The following is a 17,439-nucleotide window of genomic DNA, read 5'->3' on the forward strand; positions in this document are numbered from 1 at the left end:
GGCTGGGGCGAGCGGGCGGACGCGGACCGGTCACCAGTGGGCGTCGCGCCAGCGGACGGTGACCGAGGCGTCCGGGTGCGGCTCCAGGTCGTCGGAGCGGAAGACGAGCGGGGTGCGGCCCGGCTCGAGGTGGAACAGCTGTTCCGGTGAGGAGGCCGAGGTGGCGGTGTAGAGCCGGGAGGCCGTGCCGTTCAGCAGGACCGTGCCGGTCTCGGTGTCCACGGTGAGGACGTCCTGCGGTCCGAGGGCGATGTCGTACTGGAGCCGCCGCCCGTCGCTCAGCCGGGTCAGGGCGGGGCGGCGGAGCGGCCCGCGGAACTCGATCACGGGACGGGTGGCGGCCGATCCCGCGTTGAGGACGGTGAACGCGCCGGCGCCGCCCGTGCTGCCCCAGTCGAGGGGGAAGGCCAGGCCGAGTCCCCGCTCGTCCTGCCACACCAGTCCGTCCTCGGTGCGGGGGAGCCTGGCCCCCTCGCTGTGCTCCTCGACGCTGTAGCGCCGGGGGTCGGTCGCCGTCCACTGGACGGTGGCCCTGGCCGTGCCGTCCCGGGCGAAGGAGCGGTCGTTGGGCACGACGCGGCGGCTGACCCGCGCCTTCAGGGCGAGGGCCTCGCCGTGCAGGCGGACGGTCAGCCACTGCTCGCCGCCCTCCGCCCCGGTCGCCGCCCGGAAGCCGGCGGTGACGTCGTGGGCGGAGAGACCGGCCGTCGACGGCAGCAGCCACACGGACGCCTCGACGATCCTGGGCTGCGCCCAGCGGGCACCCGGCCAGGCGCCGTGCTGGTCGGGGCGGGCGATGTCACCGGTGTCGAGGGCGGGCAGGTCCTCCCAGCCGGTGACGCCGCTGCGGTCGATCTGGTACGGGGTGCCCGGACCCATCAGCAGACCGGCCCACTGGATCTGCCCGTCGCGGGTGATCAGTGAGCCGGGTCTGGTGAGGGGCGGGCCGGTGAGGAACGCTGTTTCGGCCATGACGGGCCGTCACCTCCACGGGGTCGGTGCTCGGGGTGGGCGGGCGCGGCCGCCCTCAGGCGGCACACGCGGTGCGGTGCAGGAAGAGCAGGTCGGCGGCGACGGCGAGCGGACTGTGGCCGTCCGGGGCGACGTAGGTGTGCAGCCGGGACGGGTCCGCCGGGCGCCGGGCGCCGGCGGCGGACGCCTCGGCCGGGCGGAGCCGGTCCAGTGACGACAGCGGACGGACGTGCGATGCCGGGCCGCCGGACCCGGACGGATCGACCACGCCGCCCTCGGCGAGCATGGGGATCTTGTCGAGGTGGACGCCGAACTTCTTGCCGAAGAACTCGCCGCCGAGGTCGTTCAGGCCGTCGATGATCCAGTTGGCGAAGGCGATCAGGCCGTTGAGCGGTCCCTTGATCACACCGAGCACGGTCTGCAGGCCGGTGCCGACGAAGCCGCCGATGCCCCCGAGGGAGTTGGCCACGGCGTCCCTCACCCGGGTGTAGGACCTCGGCAGGGTGCCGGTGAACCACCGCCGGACGCCGTCCACCGCGGTCCGCACCCCGCCGAGGGCACGCGAGGCGATGCTCCGCAGCGGGGCGAGCGCGCCGTTCACGGCGGACCGGGCCGCCGCGAAGCCCTTGCGGACACCGGGGCCGACGACGTTCAGCACGGTGGTGATCAGGGTCAGGTAGCCGGTGAAGTACGTGCCGACCGCCCGGCCGACGAGTTTCATCAGCGGCGTGAGGAACGTGACGACCGACTGGAAGGTCTCCTGCACCCTGGCGAAGACCTGCTTCATGATCCGCTGTCCCGTCTCGGAACTCAGGGCGAGTTCCAGGAGGTAGGCGAGGACGGGCACGAGGACGGCGAGGGCCAGCCCGAGCGGGTTGCCCTTCGTGACGGTGTTCATCGCGGTCATCACGATGCTGCCGACGACGGCGGCCGCGCCGAACGCGGTCAGCGCCGTACCGAGGGTGCCGCCGATGGTGCTCATGCCGACCACCATCGTCAGGAGACCGCTCGCGCCCAGGGCGAGCCCGGCCAGACCGGCCCGGCCCCTCTTCGCGGGTGCGGTGATCCGCTTCACGCCTGCGGTGGCGGTGGTGGCGCCGCGGCCGAGTGCCTGCACGGTGCGGGCGCTCGCGGTGGCCCCGTTCTTCATCCTCGACAGCGCGGTCTGCGCCTGCCGGGCCGCAGGGGCCAGGCCGTCCGCCTGGCCGGCCGCCCTTCGCACACCGGTGACCAGCGACTTCAGCGCCCCCGACACCTGACCGACCCGGTTTTGGAAGTCCTTGACCGCCGGGGCGACCCCCTGCAGGAGCCGCTCGATCCGGAGGGCGGGGGAGGCGGAGAGGGCCGCGGCGCTCATCCGCGTGCCTTCGCCAGGAAGTAGAGGGCACGGGCGGTGTCCTCCAGGTCGGCCGACGGCGCCTCGTAGTAGTTCTCGATCTGGAAGCCGGCCGCCGCGCCGGTTCCGGCGTTGAGCGCCTGGGCACGGCTCTGGCGGGCGGTGTAGGACAGCAGGCGGTTCAGCTTGGACAGCGGCAGGACGGCCTCGGCCTCACCGGCCTCGGCGAGGATCGCCGGCACACCTCCGGCGCGGGGCCGGACGACGCCGCCCTCGGCGAGACGGGGGATGGTGGGCAGGCTGACGCCGAAGGTCTTGCCGCCGACGAGCGGCACCCAGCCGGGCACGCTGACCTTGATGCCGTTGACCTTGCGGATCATGGAGTTGATCAGGTCGATCACGCCGTTGATCGGGCCCTTGACGGCGCCCTTGACCCTGTTGAAGGCCCTTCCGGCGATGTCCTTGAGCCCGTTCCAGGCGCTGGACATCTTGTTCTTCACGGTCTGGAACGCCTGGGGGATCGCCGTCCGGACCCAGTTGACCACCGGCATGATGGCCGACTTGATGCCGTTCCAGACGCTGCGGACCACACTCCTGACGGCGTTCAGCACGGTGGTGATGGCCGACTTGATGGCGTTGAAGGTCTTCTTGACGATGCTGGAGACGGCATTGACGACGGTCGAGACGGATTTCTTGATGCCGTTCCAGACGCTCTTGATGAGGGAGGCGGCCTTCTTCATGATGGGGCCGATCGCCTTCATCACCGCGCTGATCACGGTGCGGACGGCGGTGAAGGCCTTCTTCATCACGTTCTGCATGGTCTTCGACTGGGTCGCCATCGCGACGACCTTCTCGACCAGCGGCATCAGCATGCTGAGAAGCCGCGTGAAGATGTTGCCCTTCATCGACTTGTTCAGCTTGTCCTGGCCCTTGGCGGCCTTGGTGGCGCCCTTCTGGTAGGTGCCGAGGTTCTTGCCGGCGGTGCTTCCGGCCCGACCGGCCTTGGCGATCGACTTCTCGGCCTTGTCGGAGGCGGACTTGAGGTCCTTGAGCTCCTTCTCGGCGCCTTGTGCGGCGCTTTTGAGCGACTTGAGGCGGCTGGCGCCCTGCTGCCCGGCGGTTCCGATGTTTTTCGCGGCGGTTGCAGCACTGGAGGCTTTGTTCTTGAAGTCCTGGAGGGCGGCGGAGCTCTTCTTCAATGAAGCGACGAGGGACATTGCGTTTCTCCCGGCGAGTTACTTGTGGATGTTTCTCCGACGGAGAAATCCGAGATTTACCCGCCCAGATCATTTCTCAGTCTGGTGATCTCGCCATCCAAGGCCTGGACGCTCTGGGTGAGGTTTGTCACCGCCTCGTTGGTCTGGGTGAGTTGGGTACTGGTCTGGGCGACCTGGGTATTGGTCTGGGTGACCTGGGCATTGGTCTCGGTGACGCGAGCGTTCACATCCTCGGCGGTGGGTGGTGGGGCGGGACGGTTGAACGTGGTGCGTCCCCATTCATCCCAACTCGCTCGGGACATGATGCCGAGGTTGTTGCGTTCGAACCCAAATTTCTTGAGGAGGTGGTCGCTCAGAACCTCCATATTGAAGATCGGCGGAATCTCAAGTTTCAGCCCCTGCCAGGAAATGGCGGCCCCAACGAGCTCCGGATCCTTCCACCACACGCTCCACTTGCTCACGAGGCCTGGACCTGGCGCCTCCTCTTGCTCCTCGGGTTCCGTGGCTGTAGCCTCATCGCTCATATGGCGCCTCCTTGTGAGGTTGAGCTGCTGGTTTCGGTTTACTGGCTATTGGGGATGTCGTGGATTTTGTACCACTCGTCGTGCTTTTCGGCGTATTTTTTATTGCCCCTTGCTTGGCGATTCTTTGGCGCGATGTCCCCTTGATGAGGCGTGGCGTCAAATGTGAGGGCGTATGCGTCGCCATTCATCGAAACTTCAACACCGCGAAGCCGAGCGTCACATGCGAATTCGAGTTCACGGGGGATGACGGGAAGGTTGCCCGCATCAGGACGACGCCGCAGAACTACCCCCTCGCCGAGGTCGGCGAGACGCGCACCCTCCTGTATCTGCCGAGCAAGCCGCAGAAGGCCAGGGTCGCCACGGATCTCAGCGTCGGCAGCGCGTTGTTCGGCCTGGCGGTGGTGGCGGCCATATCCGTCGCGCTCGTGCTGATCTACTGAGTCCGGGAGGGCCGGGCACCGGGTTCCGTGGCGGTCGGGCGGGCCTCTGTGGCGTGTGCTCCCGCCGGGGTGACTGCATGTCAGCGCGGTACGCTGAGGGTCATTCAGCGAGTTCCGCGGGGTTGGGGAGCCAGAGCGGGGCATGGGGCGGGAGGGCGATCCGGCGGTGTCGAGGCGGGTGGGGGACGGTTGGGGCGACCGGGCGGTGGACTGGCTGGTGATCTCGCCGGACCTGCCCCATCTGATCGCGAGAGTCTCCGAGTTGGTGCTGCGGGACGGCTTCGATCCCGACGAGCTCGTGGTGATGCCCCGGTCAGAGGTCGACCGCAGGGAGACGGCGGCCTTCTCCGCCGGCTGGGCGGAGGCCATGCGCACCGACCTCCCCGCCGTCCGGCGGGAGTACGAGCGCCGCATCGCCGACGCCTACGCGAAGGGCCAGGCCGTCGGCACGGGGGCGCGCCGCGGCGGGACCCCGCTGCGCAGATCGGGCACCTCCGAGGAGAACGCCGATGTGATCCCGCTTCCCTTCGCGGACCTTCTGATGCCGCCGCCCACGGTGGCGGAGGCCGAGGAGCGGATCGCGCGCGAGCAGGAACGATTCGACGAGCACCGCCCCCCGAGCTCCTCCGAGCTGGAGGAGGAACTCGCGGCGCGCGAGCGCCGGGTGGCGCGTGCCGCCCGGCGGGTCCTGGGAGGAGAGGTGCCCTCGCCCAGGACGCCGCCGGCCGGGCCGGCGCCGGCGCCGGCACCGGAGGAGCAGCGGGAGCAGCACCACCGGGCCGAGGACGACACGGCCCCCGCTTCCGCGGTGGGCACCGGCACGGCCGGAACCCAGGGACGCGGTGAGCCCCGCCTGTCGGAACGGGCCAGGGCTCTGGTGGACGAGCTGCAGGAGTGGGTCCCCGTGGCGAAGCAGGACGACGGCCGCTGACCGGGATCAGGTGAAGAAGCCGGCCAGCTCCGCGGGGGTGGGCAGACCCGGGGCGTCCTCGGCCGGGGCGGATTCGTCCGTCGGTTCCCCGGGCCGCGGCACCGGCTGCGGGGGCTCCGGGGGGTCGTCGTCCTCCCCGGTGTTGACGCTGGCGAACATCCAGTTGGCGACCGCCAGGTGGTCGACGGCCGCCGCGAGCAGGTAGTCGGTGACCGACCAGTCGGCGGCCTCCCCGTGCAGCTCACGGTTGAGCGACGCGTCCGGCGGCAGGTGCCGGATCAGCACCAGCAGCCGGCGCGACGACAGCTCCTCGCGGTGCCAGTCGAGCAGGTCCACGCCGTAGTGGCGCAGCAGGTCGGCTTCGAGGGCCTCGGCGTGTTCTTCGACGAACGCGTCGAGGCTCAGCCTTCCCCCAGGCCCATCCCCGTCTCCTTGCCGTAGGCCTCGAGGATGGCGCCGATGTCCTGCATGGTCACCTCGTGCTTCTCGAAGCGGGCGAACTGCTGCTCGCCCATCAGGAGCTTGAGCAGGCCGTCGACGTCGTTGTCGTCGAGCCGGCGCAGGGCGCGCGCGGTGGCCCGGGACAGCTCGGTCGGGAGGGTGAAGGTGTCCTCGTCCAGGTCGAAGGACCAGGTGCGGCCGAGGGCTTCCAGGCGCTGGGCACGGGCGGCGTTGACGTCGAAACGGGCCATGGCGGGTCGTACTCCTTGGTGGTGGTGAAGGGTGAAAGGGGGAGCGGAACGGACCGGGGGCGGGCCGCCGGCGGGCGGCCCACCCCCGGGTGGGTCAGGCGGTGGCGGCGTAGGAGCCGTCCTGCATCAGGAACTTCGCCAGCGGCTGGTCGTCGCCGCTGGACATCGCGGTGAAGGTGATGCCCAGCTGGGCCGCGGCCTTGCGGCCGAGCTTGATGTCGTCGGACGCGGTGACCTGGCCGCGCGGGATGTAGATGCGGTAGGTGACCGCGGTGTTGACGCCGTCGGCGCTGCCGTCCGCCTTGATGTCGTTGAACTCCAGGGCCAGGGCGCGGGGGTCGGCCTGGGCGTAGTCGGCGAGGTCGTACGTGAAGACGTCGGTGGACCCGGCCACCGGCTTCACCGTGCCGCCGCCCATGAAGAACGGGAGCGTGTCCTCGTTGAACTGGAGCAGGGAGAACTTCAGCGTCAGCTCACGGTCCGAGTAGACGAAGTGGACCGGGCTGACCGCCTGCCAGGCGTCGATCGGCTCCAGCTTGTCCTTCTTGCCGAAGGTGACACCGTCGGAGGTGGTGTAGCCGAGGTCCTTCCATTCGGCCCAGTCGGTCTCGGCCTCACCGGTGCCGAAGGCCGGGAGGTCGGTGTCGACGTCGGCGACGTAGAGACGGCCGGTGCCGGCGATGCGGATCTCGGAGGCGTTGCGTCCTGCCATGGTGGTGTTTCTCCTTGGGACGGGATGAGTGGGTGCGTGCCACTCCCGGGGAGGTCCGGGCATGGCGAAGGCCCCCGCCGGGACGGCGGAGGCCTCGTTCGGGGGCGGCCGGGGCCGCGGACGTCAGTGGACGTCGATGGAGAGGCGCGTGACGCTCACGTAGCGGTTGGCCGCGCGGTAGAGGTAGTCGGGCAGCCAGCGCGGGCCGTCCATCTCCTCGACGTCACTGACGTAGTTGCCGCCGAGCCGCTGGTCCATCAGGGCCAGCAGCACCCGACGGGCGGAGTTGGCCAGTACGTGGGCCTGGGCCTTGGTGGGGCCGTAGACCTCCAGCTCGATCAGCGGCATGTCGACGTGCAGGTCGCCGGTCCAGGCGCCGCCGCGGCGGTTGACCAGGACGGCCGGCTGGGTGCCGTCGAACTCCGGCGGCGGCTCGACGGCGACCAGCGCCGTCGACAGGGCCGGGGCGTCCGCGAGGACTTCGGCGACCAGCTCCTCGACGTCGGGAAAGGAACTCGGGGGAGGCGTGGACATGACGTTCTCCTCGGGACTGACGGAGGGACACGGGCGGAAGGAGGTGCCGGGCCTGTCGGGCGGTGTCCGCGGGGGCGGGAGGGAGAGGGGCGCGGACACCGCCCGACGACGGACGGCGGGCCCGCGCCCCGGTCGGGGGCACAGCTCCGCCGCTGCACCAACTGTGACAGAGAGCGTGCGCGCGCGCAACTAATGAGTGAGGGGGCGGCCGTGTGCGGGCTCGGCGGACCTGCCGCGGGCCCGGGGCCGCGGCGTTCCGGGCATGCCGGAGCGGCGCTCCGGACATGCCGAAAACGCGGGTGGCCGGACTCCCGGGGAGGGAGTCCGGCCACCCGCGTCGGGGTCCGTGCCGGGTGCGTCGGGAGGCGCCGTCAGCCGGCGGGGCGTGTGACGCGTCGTACCGCCCGCTCGGCCGCGAAGACGTCCTCCAGGCGGAAGAGCAGGGCCCGGCCGGCCTTGCCGGCCGCGGTGAGGTGGCCGAGCTGGACCCACTTGCGGATGGTGGCCGGCGCGACGCCGACCTCCCGGGCCGCGACGGGGCCGGGGACGAGGGTGGGCAGGGCGGGGAGGGCGGTCATCGGCGGGCTCCTTGCGGCGCGGACGGGACGGACGGGGGAGCGGACACCGCGGCCTCGAGTTCCGCCGGGTCGCAGCCCGAGGCGTCGGCCAGGGCCTGCCACTCGGCCTCCGGCCACACGTGCCGGTAGGCCGGATCGTCGTGGCAGCCGCACGTGGTGTCGGCGCAGCGGCAGGCGGGATTGACGCAGAGCGCCGTCCGGCTGTCCGGCAGGGCCCGCAGGGAGACCGAGTCGCACCACGGGCACCGCCCGGAGACGCGGACCGGGGTCTCGACGTCGCCGAGCGCGCGGGCGCAGCGACGGGCCATCCGGCGGGTCTCGGCGGTGACGTGGCCGGCGAGGTCCCGGTCCTCGGCGATCCGGTCGAGCAGGGCGCCGATCCTGCGCAGCCGCTCGGGCACCCGGGCGCGGCGGGGGCGGGGGAGGCCGAGCCGGGCGTGGACGGCCTCCTCCAGCTCGACCACGCCGTCGGTGATGTCGCGGATGGTGTCCGAGATGTGCAGGCGGATCGGGGCGGCGCTGTGACCGGGGGCGGTCACGCCGTGCAGCCGCTGCGTCAGCAGGGCCTCCCGGCGTTCCTCGCGGAGCAGCGCGTCGTGGTGCGGGCCGGACGGTCCGCGGCCCGGTGCGCAGGCGTTCCCGGGGCGGCCGGGCGCGAGCTCCTCGGACAGCTCCGGGAAGTGGCTGAGCAGGGCCGAGATCCAGAGGGCGGCGTCGAAGGAGGGGCGGTCAGCCACGGTTGCTCCCGGTGCGGTGCTGGAGGTGGTCGAGGTCCATGAGGTCGGCCGAGGGGCGGCCGTTGCGCCACAGGCGGCCGGCGCAGACGCCGTCGAACCAGCTCTCGGCCGGGGCCACGGCGGCCTCGCACTCGGCGCGCACGGGGCAGGCGGCGCAGGCCCGCAGGGCGGGTGCGGCGTCCGCCAGGCGGCGGGTGAACACCAGCTCGGGCGCCAGGCCCGCGCAGGCGGCGGCGGCCCGCCAGGCTTCCGGCTCGGGCGGGTCCGGCAGGTCCGGCGGCCGGTACGGGTCGAAGCGGCGGGCGGCCGCCGAGGCCGGGGCGGTGGCCGACGCGGCGGGGCGGACGCCGGTCGCGGTTGCGGGCATGGAGGACTCCTGGGGGCCGATCCTGTGCCGACGGGGTCGGCGGAAGGTCACTGTGACAGGTTGCGTGCGAGCGCGCAACAAAAATGGGAGAGAACCCCTCGCCCCGTCGCGCCTCCGGAGCCCTCCGGCGCCACAACGTGCGTGCACGGCTGCACGCATTTCTTGCGAGCAAGCACGCTATGCTCTGCGCAGGCGGAGGAGTGGGAGGAACGAGGATGGCCAATCAGAGCCTGGACGCCTTCGCGGGCTGGGTCGAGGGGCTGATGCGGCAGCGCGGCTACGACATCGACAGCCCGCGGGGCGGTGGCAGGACGCGGATCGCGGACGAGGCCGGCGTGCACCGCGCGGCGGTCACCCGTCTGTTGCAGCGGCAGAGCATGCCCGACCTGGAGACGATGCGCGGGCTGGCCCGCGTCCTCGGCGTTCCGGTCCGGGAGATGCTCATCCGCTCCGGCCGGGTCACGCCGGAGGAGCTGCCGGTCTCCGCGGACCTGGCGCCGCCGCCGGACTGGCAGCCGACCATCGAGGACTTCGCCCACTGGCTGGGCGTGCCCGACGAACGGCTGGAGGTGTTCGTCAAGGTGGTCACCCAGTTCGTGGAACCGGGGCCGGCCGCCGAGGCGGCCGGCGCGGACGGCTCCGCCGCGGCCCGTGAGTGATCCGGGCGGCGGCCGGCGGGGTCGACGTGGCCGGCGGGGCCGAGGAGGCCGGCGGAGCGAGGGACAGGGATCAGGGCGTTCACCCGAGCGGGTGGACGCCCTGACGCGTGCGCCCCGCGTCGGCCTTGCGGGCCTGCCTCACCCAGGCCATGGCGTCGGACCAGCCCGCGGCGTAGGCGCGCGACTCGTGGCTCAGGACTTCCTTGTACAGCCGGTCGAGCAGTGCCTCGCGGTGGGGTACGGGGCCGGGCAGGAGGTGCGCGAGGCGGGCGTAGGTGTCGGTCGGCTGCTTCGAGGAGTCACTGGTGCCACTCGCCATGTCTGTCTGCCTGCTTTCCGGTGTGCGCCAACTGGCGGTGCGGGTCCCTCGGGTGTAGTTCGAATGCCTGTTCGAATAAGTGTACGGGCAATCTTGGGGTCGTGGCGGAGGTTTGTCGAGCGCGGTGGCGCGGACCTGCGGAAACGGTCAACGGACGGTCGGGCGCGTCGGCCTGATCCGGCGTCAGTCCCGACGGGCGCGGCGTCCGGGCGGTCGTCGTCCCCGCGGCTTTGGCCCGCCTTCCGGTGGACGCGGCGCGCGCCGGACGCGGAAGGGCCGGCCCGCCGTCCGGGGCGGCGGACGGCGGGTGCCCGCCGCCCCCGCGCGGCCCCGGGACATTTGTTTTGACCACGGCGTATGCGGTAGGTACGCTCAGACCTTGTGCCTGGGGTGTGCCCTGGCCTCCTTGCGTGCCTTTTCCACCGCAGGGGAGTCCGCAGCAGCCACCGTGATTTGCGCAGCCTCTCGCCTCGCGGCGAGGGTCGCACGATCCGACACACCCGACCGCGTGGGTCGGAGGCGTTCCAGGTTAGCTTCACCATTCGGCACACAGAAACCGGAGAAGTAGTGCCTACGATCCAGCAGCTGGTCCGCAAGGGCCGGCAGGACAAGGTCGAGAAGAACAAGACGCCCGCACTCGAGGGTTCCCCTCAGCGTCGTGGCGTCTGCACGCGTGTGTTCACGACCACCCCGAAGAAGCCGAACTCGGCCCTGCGTAAGGTCGCGCGTGTGCGTCTGACCAGCGGTATCGAGGTCACTGCTTACATTCCGGGTGAGGGACACAACCTGCAGGAGCACTCCATCGTGCTCGTGCGCGGCGGCCGTGTGAAGGACCTGCCGGGTGTTCGCTACAAGATCATCCGCGGTTCGCTCGACACCCAGGGTGTCAAGAACCGCAAGCAGGCTCGCAGCCGTTACGGCGCCAAGAAGGAGAAGTAAGAATGCCTCGTAAGGGCCCCGCCCCGAAGCGCCCGGTCATCATCGACCCGGTCTACGGTTCTCCTCTGGTGACCTCCCTGATCAACAAGGTGCTGCTCAACGGCAAGCGTTCCACCGCCGAGCGCATCGTCTACGGCGCCATGGAGGGTCTGCGTGAGAAGACGGGCAACGACCCGATCATCACGCTGAAGCGCGCGCTGGAGAACATCAAGCCGACCCTCGAGGTCAAGTCCCGCCGTGTCGGTGGTGCGACGTACCAGGTTCCGATCGAGGTCAAGCCCGGTCGCGCCAACACGCTCGCGCTGCGCTGGCTGGTCGGTTACTCCCGCGCCCGTCGCGAGAAGACCATGACCGAGCGTCTGCTCAACGAGCTTCTCGACGCCTCCAACGGCCTGGGTGCCGCTGTGAAGAAGCGCGAGGACACGCACAAGATGGCCGAGTCCAACAAGGCCTTCGCGCACTACCGCTGGTAGTCGCTACCCACATCGAGACCGAGAGAAGACTGAAGCCTTATGGCTACCACTTCACTTGACCTGGCCAAGGTCCGCAACATCGGGATCATGGCCCACATCGACGCGGGCAAGACGACCACCACCGAGCGGATCCTGTTCTACACCGGTGTGTCGTACAAGATCGGTGAGGTCCACGACGGCGCCGCCACCATGGACTGGATGGAGCAGGAGCAGGAGCGTGGCATCACGATCACGTCTGCTGCGACCACCTGTCACTGGCCGCTCGAGGACAACGACTACACGATCAACATCATCGACACCCCGGGGCACGTCGACTTCACCGTCGAGGTGGAGCGTTCCCTGCGTGTGCTCGACGGTGCCGTGACCGTGTTCGACGGTGTCGCCGGTGTCGAGCCGCAGTCCGAGACGGTGTGGCGTCAGGCCGACCGTTACGGCGTCCCGCGCATCTGCTTCGTCAACAAGCTGGACCGTACCGGCGCCGAGTTCCACCGCTGCGTGGACATGATCTCGGACCGCCTGGGCGCCCAGCCGCTCGTCATGCAGCTCCCGATCGGTGCCGAGGCCGACTTCCAGGGCGTCGTGGACCTGGTCCGCATGAAGGCGCTCGTGTGGTCCGCCGAGGCCGCCAAGGGCGAGATGTACGACGTCGTCGACATCCCGGCCACGCACACCGAGGCCGCCGAGGAGTGGCGCGGCAAGCTGGTCGAGGCCGTCGCCGAGAACGACGAAGAGATCATGGAGCTGTTCCTGGAGGGCCAGGAGCCCACCGAGGAGCAGCTGTACGCCGCGATCCGTCGCATCACCATCGCGTCCGGCAAGTCCAGCGAGACCACGGTCACCCCGGTGTTCTGCGGTACCGCGTTCAAGAACAAGGGCGTCCAGCCCCTGCTCGACGCGGTCGTGCGCTACCTGCCGACCCCGCTCGACGTCGAGGCCATCGAGGGTCACGACCCGAAGGACGCCGAGACCGTCGTCAAGCGCAAGCCGTCCGAGGACGAGCCGCTCGCGGCCCTCGCGTTCAAGATCATGAGCGACCCGCACCTCGGCAAGCTCACCTTCGTCCGGGTCTACTCGGGCCGCCTGGAGTCCGGCACCGCCGTGCTGAACTCCGTCAAGGGCAAGAAGGAGCGCATCGGCAAGATCTACCGCATGCACGCCAACAAGCGTGAGGAGATCGAGTCGGTGGGCGCCGGCGACATCGTCGCCGTCATGGGCCTGAAGCAGACCACCACCGGTGAGACGCTGTCCGACGACAAGAACCCGGTGATCCTGGAGTCCATGGACTTCCCGGCGCCGGTCATCCAGGTCGCCATCGAGCCCAAGTCGAAGGGCGACCAGGAGAAGCTGGGCGTCGCGATCCAGCGCCTGGCCGAGGAGGACCCGTCCTTCCAGGTCCACTCGGACGAGGAGACCGGCCAGACCATCATCGGCGGCATGGGCGAGCTGCACCTCGAGGTGCTGGTCGACCGCATGCGCCGTGAGTTCAAGGTCGAGGCCAACGTCGGCAAGCCCCAGGTCGCCTACCGCGAGACGATCCGCAAGGCCGTCGAGCGCGTGGACTACACCCACAAGAAGCAGACCGGTGGTACCGGTCAGTTCGCCAAGGTGCAGATCGCGATCGAGCCGATCGAGGGCGGCGACGCCTCGTACGAGTTCGTGAACAAGGTCACCGGTGGCCGCATCCCGAAGGAGTACATCCCTTCGGTGGACGCCGGTGCGCAGGAGGCCATGCAGTTCGGCATCCTGGCCGGCTACGAGATGACGGGCGTCCGCGTCACGCTCATCGACGGTGGCTACCACGAGGTCGACTCCTCCGAACTCGCGTTCAAGATCGCCGGTTCGCAGGCCTTCAAGGAGGCCGCGCGCAAGGCTTCTCCCGTGCTCCTGGAGCCGATGATGGCCGTCGAGGTCACCACGCCCGAGGACTACATGGGTGAGGTCATCGGCGACATCAACTCCCGCCGTGGCCAGATCCAGGCCATGGAGGAGCGGGCCGGTGCCCGCGTCGTGAAGGGTCTCGTGCCCCTCTCGGAGATGTTCGGCTACGTCGGCGACCTGCGCAGCAAGACGTCCGGCCGTGCCAGCTACTCCATGCAGTTCGACTCCTACGCCGAGGTTCCGCGGAACGTCGCCGAGGAGATCATCGCGAAGGCCAAGGGCGAGTGACGGACTCCGTTTAACGGACCCGCCGTACACGCTTTAGGCTTGACCCCGGAGCCTGCAGGGGACATTCCGCCGTCACCCCGGCGGAATGTCCCGGGTCCGGGTTTCCCAGCAAAGATCACCTGGCGCCGATGAGTAAGGCGTACCAGAACCACTCTCAGGAGGACCCCCGTGGCGAAGGCGAAGTTCGAGCGGACTAAGCCGCACGTCAACATCGGCACCATCGGTCACATCGACCACGGTAAGACGACCCTCACGGCCGCCATTACCAAGGTGCTGCACGACGCGTACCCGGACCTGAACGAGGCCTCGGCCTTCGACCAGATCGACAAGGCTCCCGAAGAGCGCCAGCGCGGTATCACCATCTCCATCGCGCACGTCGAGTACCAGACCGAGACGCGTCACTACGCCCACGTCGACTGCCCCGGTCACGCGGACTACATCAAGAACATGATCACGGGTGCGGCGCAGATGGACGGCGCCATCCTCGTGGTCGCCGCCACCGACGGCCCGATGCCGCAGACCAAGGAGCACGTGCTCCTGGCCCGCCAGGTCGGCGTTCCGTACATCGTCGTCGCCCTGAACAAGGCCGACATGGTGGACGACGAGGAGATCCTGGAGCTCGTCGAGCTCGAGGTCCGTGAGCTCCTCTCCGAGTACGAGTTCCCGGGCGACGACGTTCCGGTCGTCAAGGTCTCCGCCCTGAAGGCCCTCGAGGGCGACAAGGAGTGGGGCAACTCCGTCCTCGAGCTGATGAAGGCCGTGGACGAGTCCATCCCGGAGCCCGAGCGTGACGTCGACAAGCCGTTCCTGATGCCGATCGAGGACGTCTTCACCATCACCGGTCGCGGTACGGTCGTCACCGGCCGCATCGAGCGTGGTGTCCTCAAGGTCAACGAGACCGTCGACATCATCGGCATCAAGACCGAGAAGACCACCACCACGGTCACCGGCATCGAGATGTTCCGCAAGCTGCTCGACGAGGGCCAGGCCGGTGAGAACGTCGGTCTGCTGCTCCGCGGCATCAAGCGCGAGGACGTCGAGCGCGGCCAGGTCATCATCAAGCCCGGTTCGGTCACCCCGCACACCGAGTTCGAGGCCCAGGCCTACATCCTGTCGAAGGACGAGGGTGGCCGTCACACCCCCTTCTTCAACAACTACCGCCCGCAGTTCTACTTCCGCACGACGGACGTGACCGGCGTCGTGACCCTCCCCGAGGGCACCGAGATGGTCATGCCGGGTGACAACACCGAGATGAAGGTGGAGCTCATCCAGCCCGTCGCCATGGAGGAGGGCCTGAAGTTCGCCATCCGTGAGGGTGGTCGGACCGTGGGCGCCGGCCAGGTCACCAAGATCAACAAGTGAGCTTGCTGATCTGACCCGGTAGCTCCTGCCGCGAGCACCTGAGAGGGCCCGCACGACTTCGGTCGTGCGGGCCCTTTCGCCTGTGCGGGCGCCCCGGGGGTGTCCCGGGGCGTCGACGCCGGCGCCGGGCGGGCCGCCCCGGCCGGTGAGGGGCGCCGCACGGGTGAGCGGCGTGTACCACCACGCCCCGCCGTGCCGAGCGCGTCGCCGGCGCCGCCCGCCGCGAAGCCCAGGTGCCCCTCGGCCGGGCCCCGGCCGGCTCCAGGAGGGCCGGGCCGGGCCTTGAGGGCGGTGCCGGTGGCGGGGACGAGGAGGAGCAGTCCTCCGCCCCCGGTCCGCAGGAGAGGCCCGGTGGGTCCTGCCCGCCCCCTGGGGGCACTCCGGGGTGACGGGCCGTCCGGGCGGGGCGGGTCAGCAGCCGGAGAGCCTGACGTCCCCGCTCGGGGCCGCCGGTTCCCAGCGCTCCGGAGCGCCGTCCACCAGGTCGGCGACGCTCTCGAGGGCCTCGAACACGCCGGTGTTCTCGCGCTCGGTGCCCGGCTCCGTCGGGCCGGCGTGCGGAGGACCGTCACCGAGCGCGAAGGAGGGGGGCCGCTCCGGCCCTTCCGTTCCCCGCCGGGGGAGGGGCCCTCACGCGAGGGGGAAACGACTCCTGACGGCGGAGAGCAGGGCGCGGTGGCGCTCGATCCAGTCGGGCGGTGCCGCGACCGGCACGGTGACGTGGACCTGGGAAGCGGTGACGTCGTGGACGTGCACTTCCGTGCATTCGCTTTCGCTGATGTCGGCAGGGGTGAGGGTGATGCGCGGCGATCGGCCGCTCTCCAGCCAGCTCGCGGTGCGCCCGGACGCGACCGAGTCCAGCACCTCCGCCCAGCTGTCGAGGTCGTGAGCGTGGAGGTGGAGATCGACACGCCCGTTCACGAACGCACTGGAGACGGTGATCTCGGCGTGCAGGGTGTCGTCCTGTTCACCGCCGCAAAAGTTCTCCGACCGAAGGACGCGCACGGTGACGCCCTGCTCCCCGTCCGACAGGGAGATCAGTTCGGTCGCTGGGGGGCCGGACACCACGGTGTCTCCTTTCGTCCGTCACGAGGGCGTCGCCGGGTCGGGAACCGTACGGCAGGCACAGGGAAGCCCCCGGGTGCGGGAGGGGTGGCGCGGACGTGCCGGTGCACGGGTATTGACGCGCCGTTCGGTCAGACCTTAGCGTCCGCCCATCCCTAATGTTTCGGCATCGGTTTCGAAACATTCGAGAACGAACGACGATGGAATGAGACTCCCCGCATGAGATCCATTCGTTTCGCCACCGTGGCCCTCGCGACCGCCGCCCTGGCCCTGCCGCTCATGGCGGGTTCGGCCGTCGCCGAACCGGCGGCGGGCAAGAAGGCCGCGCCGCACTCCCACGCCAAGTCCGACCGGCTGCGCGAGGCCGCGCCGGAGGGCTTCGTCGTGGGCACCGCCGTGGCCGGCGGCGGCCACCACCTGGAGCAGGACTACCCGGACCCCTTCACGCACGACAAGGAGTACCGGAAGATCCTGGGGCGCCAGTTCAGCTCGGTCTCCCCCGAGAACCAGATGAAGTGGGACTACATCCACCCCGAGCGGGACCGCTACGACTTCGCGCAGGCCGACGCCATCGTCGCGTCCGCCAAGCGGAACCACCAGGTCGTGCGCGGCCACACCCTGCTGTGGCACAGCCAGAACCCGGCGTGGCTGGAGCAGGGCGACTTCTCCAAGAAGGAACTGCGCTCCATCCTGCGCGAGCACGTCACCACCGTCGTCGGCCGCTACGCCGGGAAGATCCAGCAGTGGGACGTCGCCAACGAGATCTTCGACGACCAGGGCAACCTGCGCACCCAGGACAACATCTGGATCCGTGAGCTGGGCCCGGGCATCGTCGCGGACGTCTTCCGGTGGGTCCACCGGATCGACCCGAAGGCGAAGCTGTTCTTCAACGACTACAACGTCGAGAGCGTCAACGCCAAGAGCGACGCCTACTACGCCCTCGTCCAGGACCTGCTCGCGCAGGGCGTGCCCGTGCACGGCTTCTCCGTCCAGGCGCACCTGAGCACGCGCTACGGCTTCCCGGGCGACCTGGAGGACAACCTCCGCCGGTTCGACGCGCTCGGCCTGGAGACCGCCGTCACCGAGCTGGACGTCCGCATGGACGTCCCGGAGGGCGAGACGCCCACCGCGGCGCAGGAGCGGCAGCAGGCCGACTACTACCAGCGGACGCTCGAGGCGTGCCTGGCCGTCGACGGCTGCAACTCGTTCACCATCTGGGGCTTCACCGACAAGTACTCGTGGGTGCCGGTCTTCTTCGAGGGCGAGGGCTTCGCGACCGTCATGACCGACGGCTTCGACCGCAAGCCCGCCTTCTACGCCCTGCGGGACACGCTGCGGGAGGCGGCCCGGGAGGACGACTGCAAGAAGGGCCACAAGCACCACACGCACGGGAAGGGCTGAACGAGCCCGCCCGGG

21 protein-coding genes are annotated in these 17,439 nt (G+C 70.1%); 8 read left to right on the plus strand and 13 right to left on the minus strand.

The window, feature by feature from the left end; translation table 11 throughout:
• Positions 1–30 precede the first annotated feature (30 nt).
• From ABTY20_RS04930 to ABTY20_RS04945, 4 genes are read right to left on the minus strand one after another with little or no spacing between them, the layout of a single operon-like run.
• Positions 31–972 (minus strand): phage distal tail protein, encoded by a 942-nt coding sequence (locus tag ABTY20_RS04930; RefSeq protein WP_351995590.1) that lies wholly within the window; start codon positions 970–972, stop codon positions 31–33.
• A 55-nt stretch (positions 973–1,027) separates the two neighbouring features.
• Positions 1,028–2,329, minus strand: a complete 1,302-nt coding sequence (locus ABTY20_RS04935) for a tape-measure protein (RefSeq protein ID WP_351995591.1) — start codon at positions 2,327–2,329, stop codon at positions 1,028–1,030.
• Entirely contained in the window at positions 2,326–3,525 is a 1,200-nt protein-coding gene (locus ABTY20_RS04940; protein WP_351995592.1) for a phage tail protein, read from the minus strand. Before ABTY20_RS04940 ends, ABTY20_RS04935 begins: the two co-directional genes overlap by 4 nt.
• 56 nt (positions 3,526–3,581) lie before the next feature.
• The gene (locus tag ABTY20_RS04945; RefSeq protein WP_351995593.1) at positions 3,582–4,049 is read right to left on the minus strand and encodes a hypothetical protein; all 468 of its coding nucleotides are present in this window, start codon (positions 4,047–4,049) and stop codon (positions 3,582–3,584) included.
• 59 nt (positions 4,050–4,108) lie between these two features.
• Here ABTY20_RS04945 and ABTY20_RS04950 point away from each other — a divergent pair, with 59 nt between their 5' ends.
• Both ABTY20_RS04950 and ABTY20_RS04955 read left to right on the plus strand, forming a co-directional pair.
• Positions 4,109–4,489 carry a DUF3592 domain-containing protein gene (locus ABTY20_RS04950; protein ID WP_351995594.1) on the plus strand — a complete coding sequence of 127 codons (381 nt, stop codon included), beginning with the start codon at positions 4,109–4,111 and terminating at the stop codon, positions 4,487–4,489.
• A 142-nt stretch (positions 4,490–4,631) separates the two neighbouring features.
• Complete coding sequence (locus ABTY20_RS04955; protein WP_351995595.1) at positions 4,632–5,420, plus strand: hypothetical protein; 789 nt, start codon at positions 4,632–4,634, stop codon at positions 5,418–5,420.
• 6 nt (positions 5,421–5,426) lie between these two features.
• Here the strand turns inward: ABTY20_RS04955 and ABTY20_RS04960 are convergent, their stop codons facing one another.
• From ABTY20_RS04960 to ABTY20_RS04990, 7 genes are all read right to left on the minus strand, one after another.
• Complete coding sequence (locus ABTY20_RS04960; protein ID WP_351995596.1) at positions 5,427–5,756, minus strand: hypothetical protein; 330 nt, start codon at positions 5,754–5,756, stop codon at positions 5,427–5,429.
• A gap of 65 nt (positions 5,757–5,821) precedes the next feature.
• Positions 5,822–6,112, minus strand: coding sequence for a hypothetical protein (locus tag ABTY20_RS04965; RefSeq protein ID WP_351995597.1), 291 nt, complete (start codon positions 6,110–6,112; stop codon positions 5,822–5,824).
• A 94-nt stretch (positions 6,113–6,206) separates the two neighbouring features.
• Entirely contained in the window at positions 6,207–6,824 is a 618-nt protein-coding gene (locus tag ABTY20_RS04970; protein ID WP_351995598.1) for a phage tail tube protein, read from the minus strand.
• A gap of 123 nt (positions 6,825–6,947) precedes the next feature.
• Entirely contained in the window at positions 6,948–7,358 is a 411-nt protein-coding gene (locus tag ABTY20_RS04975; RefSeq protein WP_351995599.1) for a phage tail termination protein, read from the minus strand.
• Between the two features lie 371 nt (positions 7,359–7,729).
• Positions 7,730–7,936, minus strand: a complete 207-nt coding sequence (locus tag ABTY20_RS04980; protein ID WP_351995600.1) for a helix-turn-helix domain-containing protein — start codon at positions 7,934–7,936, stop codon at positions 7,730–7,732.
• Positions 7,933–8,673 (minus strand): hypothetical protein, encoded by a 741-nt coding sequence (locus ABTY20_RS04985; protein WP_351995601.1) that lies wholly within the window; start codon positions 8,671–8,673, stop codon positions 7,933–7,935. The genes ABTY20_RS04980 and ABTY20_RS04985 overlap by 4 nt, the downstream gene beginning before the upstream one ends.
• Entirely contained in the window at positions 8,666–9,040 is a 375-nt protein-coding gene (locus tag ABTY20_RS04990; RefSeq protein WP_351995602.1) for a WhiB family transcriptional regulator, read from the minus strand. Before ABTY20_RS04990 ends, ABTY20_RS04985 begins: the two co-directional genes overlap by 8 nt.
• A 215-nt stretch (positions 9,041–9,255) precedes the next feature.
• Here ABTY20_RS04990 and ABTY20_RS04995 point away from each other — a divergent pair, with 215 nt between their 5' ends.
• Positions 9,256–9,699: a helix-turn-helix domain-containing protein gene (locus ABTY20_RS04995; RefSeq protein WP_351995603.1), complete on the plus strand. Its 444-nt coding sequence runs from the start codon at positions 9,256–9,258 to the stop codon at positions 9,697–9,699.
• 79 nt (positions 9,700–9,778) lie between these two features.
• On the opposite strand, the gene ABTY20_RS05000 is transcribed toward ABTY20_RS04995, so the two are convergent.
• Positions 9,779–10,018 carry a hypothetical protein gene (locus tag ABTY20_RS05000; RefSeq protein WP_351995604.1) on the minus strand — a complete coding sequence of 80 codons (240 nt, stop codon included), beginning with the start codon at positions 10,016–10,018 and terminating at the stop codon, positions 9,779–9,781.
• Positions 10,019–10,585: 567 nt separating this feature from the next.
• Between ABTY20_RS05000 and rpsL the strand changes: the two genes are divergently transcribed.
• The 4 genes from rpsL (at position 10,586) to tuf (ending at position 14,958) form a co-directional block, all read left to right on the plus strand.
• Positions 10,586–10,957, plus strand: a complete 372-nt coding sequence (rpsL, locus tag ABTY20_RS05005) for a 30S ribosomal protein S12 (protein ID WP_003948652.1) — start codon at positions 10,586–10,588, stop codon at positions 10,955–10,957.
• Between the two features lie 2 nt (positions 10,958–10,959).
• Positions 10,960–11,430 (plus strand): 30S ribosomal protein S7, encoded by a 471-nt coding sequence (gene rpsG, locus ABTY20_RS05010; protein WP_003992340.1) that lies wholly within the window; start codon positions 10,960–10,962, stop codon positions 11,428–11,430.
• A 39-nt stretch (positions 11,431–11,469) separates the two neighbouring features.
• Entirely contained in the window at positions 11,470–13,596 is a 2,127-nt protein-coding gene (fusA, locus tag ABTY20_RS05015; RefSeq protein ID WP_351995605.1) for an elongation factor G, read from the plus strand.
• A 168-nt stretch (positions 13,597–13,764) separates the two neighbouring features.
• The gene (gene tuf / locus ABTY20_RS05020; protein WP_351995606.1) at positions 13,765–14,958 is read left to right on the plus strand and encodes an elongation factor Tu; all 1,194 of its coding nucleotides are present in this window, start codon (positions 13,765–13,767) and stop codon (positions 14,956–14,958) included.
• 630 nt (positions 14,959–15,588) lie between these two features.
• Here tuf and ABTY20_RS05025 read toward each other — a convergent pair.
• A complete protein-coding gene (locus ABTY20_RS05025; protein ID WP_351995607.1) occupies positions 15,589–16,023 on the minus strand; it encodes a DUF5959 family protein in 435 nt (144 codons plus the stop codon).
• 219 nt (positions 16,024–16,242) lie between these two features.
• Here ABTY20_RS05025 and ABTY20_RS05030 point away from each other — a divergent pair, with 219 nt between their 5' ends.
• Positions 16,243–17,424 (plus strand): endo-1,4-beta-xylanase, encoded by a 1,182-nt coding sequence (locus ABTY20_RS05030; protein WP_351995608.1) that lies wholly within the window; start codon positions 16,243–16,245, stop codon positions 17,422–17,424.
• Positions 17,425–17,439 lie beyond the last annotated feature (15 nt).

The organism is Streptomyces sp. NPDC126497 (assembly GCF_040302425.1).
Taxonomy (GTDB): domain Bacteria; phylum Actinomycetota; class Actinomycetes; order Streptomycetales; family Streptomycetaceae; genus Streptomyces.

Coding starts and splice junctions, on each gene's coding strand:
- ABTY20_RS04930 (WP_351995590.1), bottom strand. CDS start 972: ATGGCCGAAACAGCGTTCCTCACCGGCCCGCCCCTCACCAGACCCGGC.
- ABTY20_RS04935 (WP_351995591.1), bottom strand. CDS start 2,329: ATGAGCGCCGCGGCCCTCTCCGCCTCCCCCGCCCTCCGGATCGAGCGG.
- ABTY20_RS04940 (WP_351995592.1), bottom strand. CDS start 3,525: ATGTCCCTCGTCGCTTCATTGAAGAAGAGCTCCGCCGCCCTCCAGGAC.
- ABTY20_RS04945 (WP_351995593.1), bottom strand. CDS start 4,049: ATGAGCGATGAGGCTACAGCCACGGAACCCGAGGAGCAAGAGGAGGCG.
- ABTY20_RS04955 (WP_351995595.1), top strand. CDS start 4,632: ATGGGGCGGGAGGGCGATCCGGCGGTGTCGAGGCGGGTGGGGGACGGT.
- ABTY20_RS04965 (WP_351995597.1), bottom strand. CDS start 6,112: ATGGCCCGTTTCGACGTCAACGCCGCCCGTGCCCAGCGCCTGGAAGCC.
- ABTY20_RS04970 (WP_351995598.1), bottom strand. CDS start 6,824: ATGGCAGGACGCAACGCCTCCGAGATCCGCATCGCCGGCACCGGCCGT.
- ABTY20_RS04975 (WP_351995599.1), bottom strand. CDS start 7,358: ATGTCCACGCCTCCCCCGAGTTCCTTTCCCGACGTCGAGGAGCTGGTC.
- ABTY20_RS04980 (WP_351995600.1), bottom strand. CDS start 7,936: ATGACCGCCCTCCCCGCCCTGCCCACCCTCGTCCCCGGCCCCGTCGCG.
- ABTY20_RS04990 (WP_351995602.1), bottom strand. CDS start 9,040: ATGCCCGCAACCGCGACCGGCGTCCGCCCCGCCGCGTCGGCCACCGCC.
- ABTY20_RS04995 (WP_351995603.1), top strand. CDS start 9,256: ATGGCCAATCAGAGCCTGGACGCCTTCGCGGGCTGGGTCGAGGGGCTG.
- ABTY20_RS05000 (WP_351995604.1), bottom strand. CDS start 10,018: ATGGCGAGTGGCACCAGTGACTCCTCGAAGCAGCCGACCGACACCTAC.
- rpsG (WP_003992340.1), top strand. CDS start 10,960: ATGCCTCGTAAGGGCCCCGCCCCGAAGCGCCCGGTCATCATCGACCCG.
- fusA (WP_351995605.1), top strand. CDS start 11,470: ATGGCTACCACTTCACTTGACCTGGCCAAGGTCCGCAACATCGGGATC.
- ABTY20_RS05030 (WP_351995608.1), top strand. CDS start 16,243: ATGAGATCCATTCGTTTCGCCACCGTGGCCCTCGCGACCGCCGCCCTG.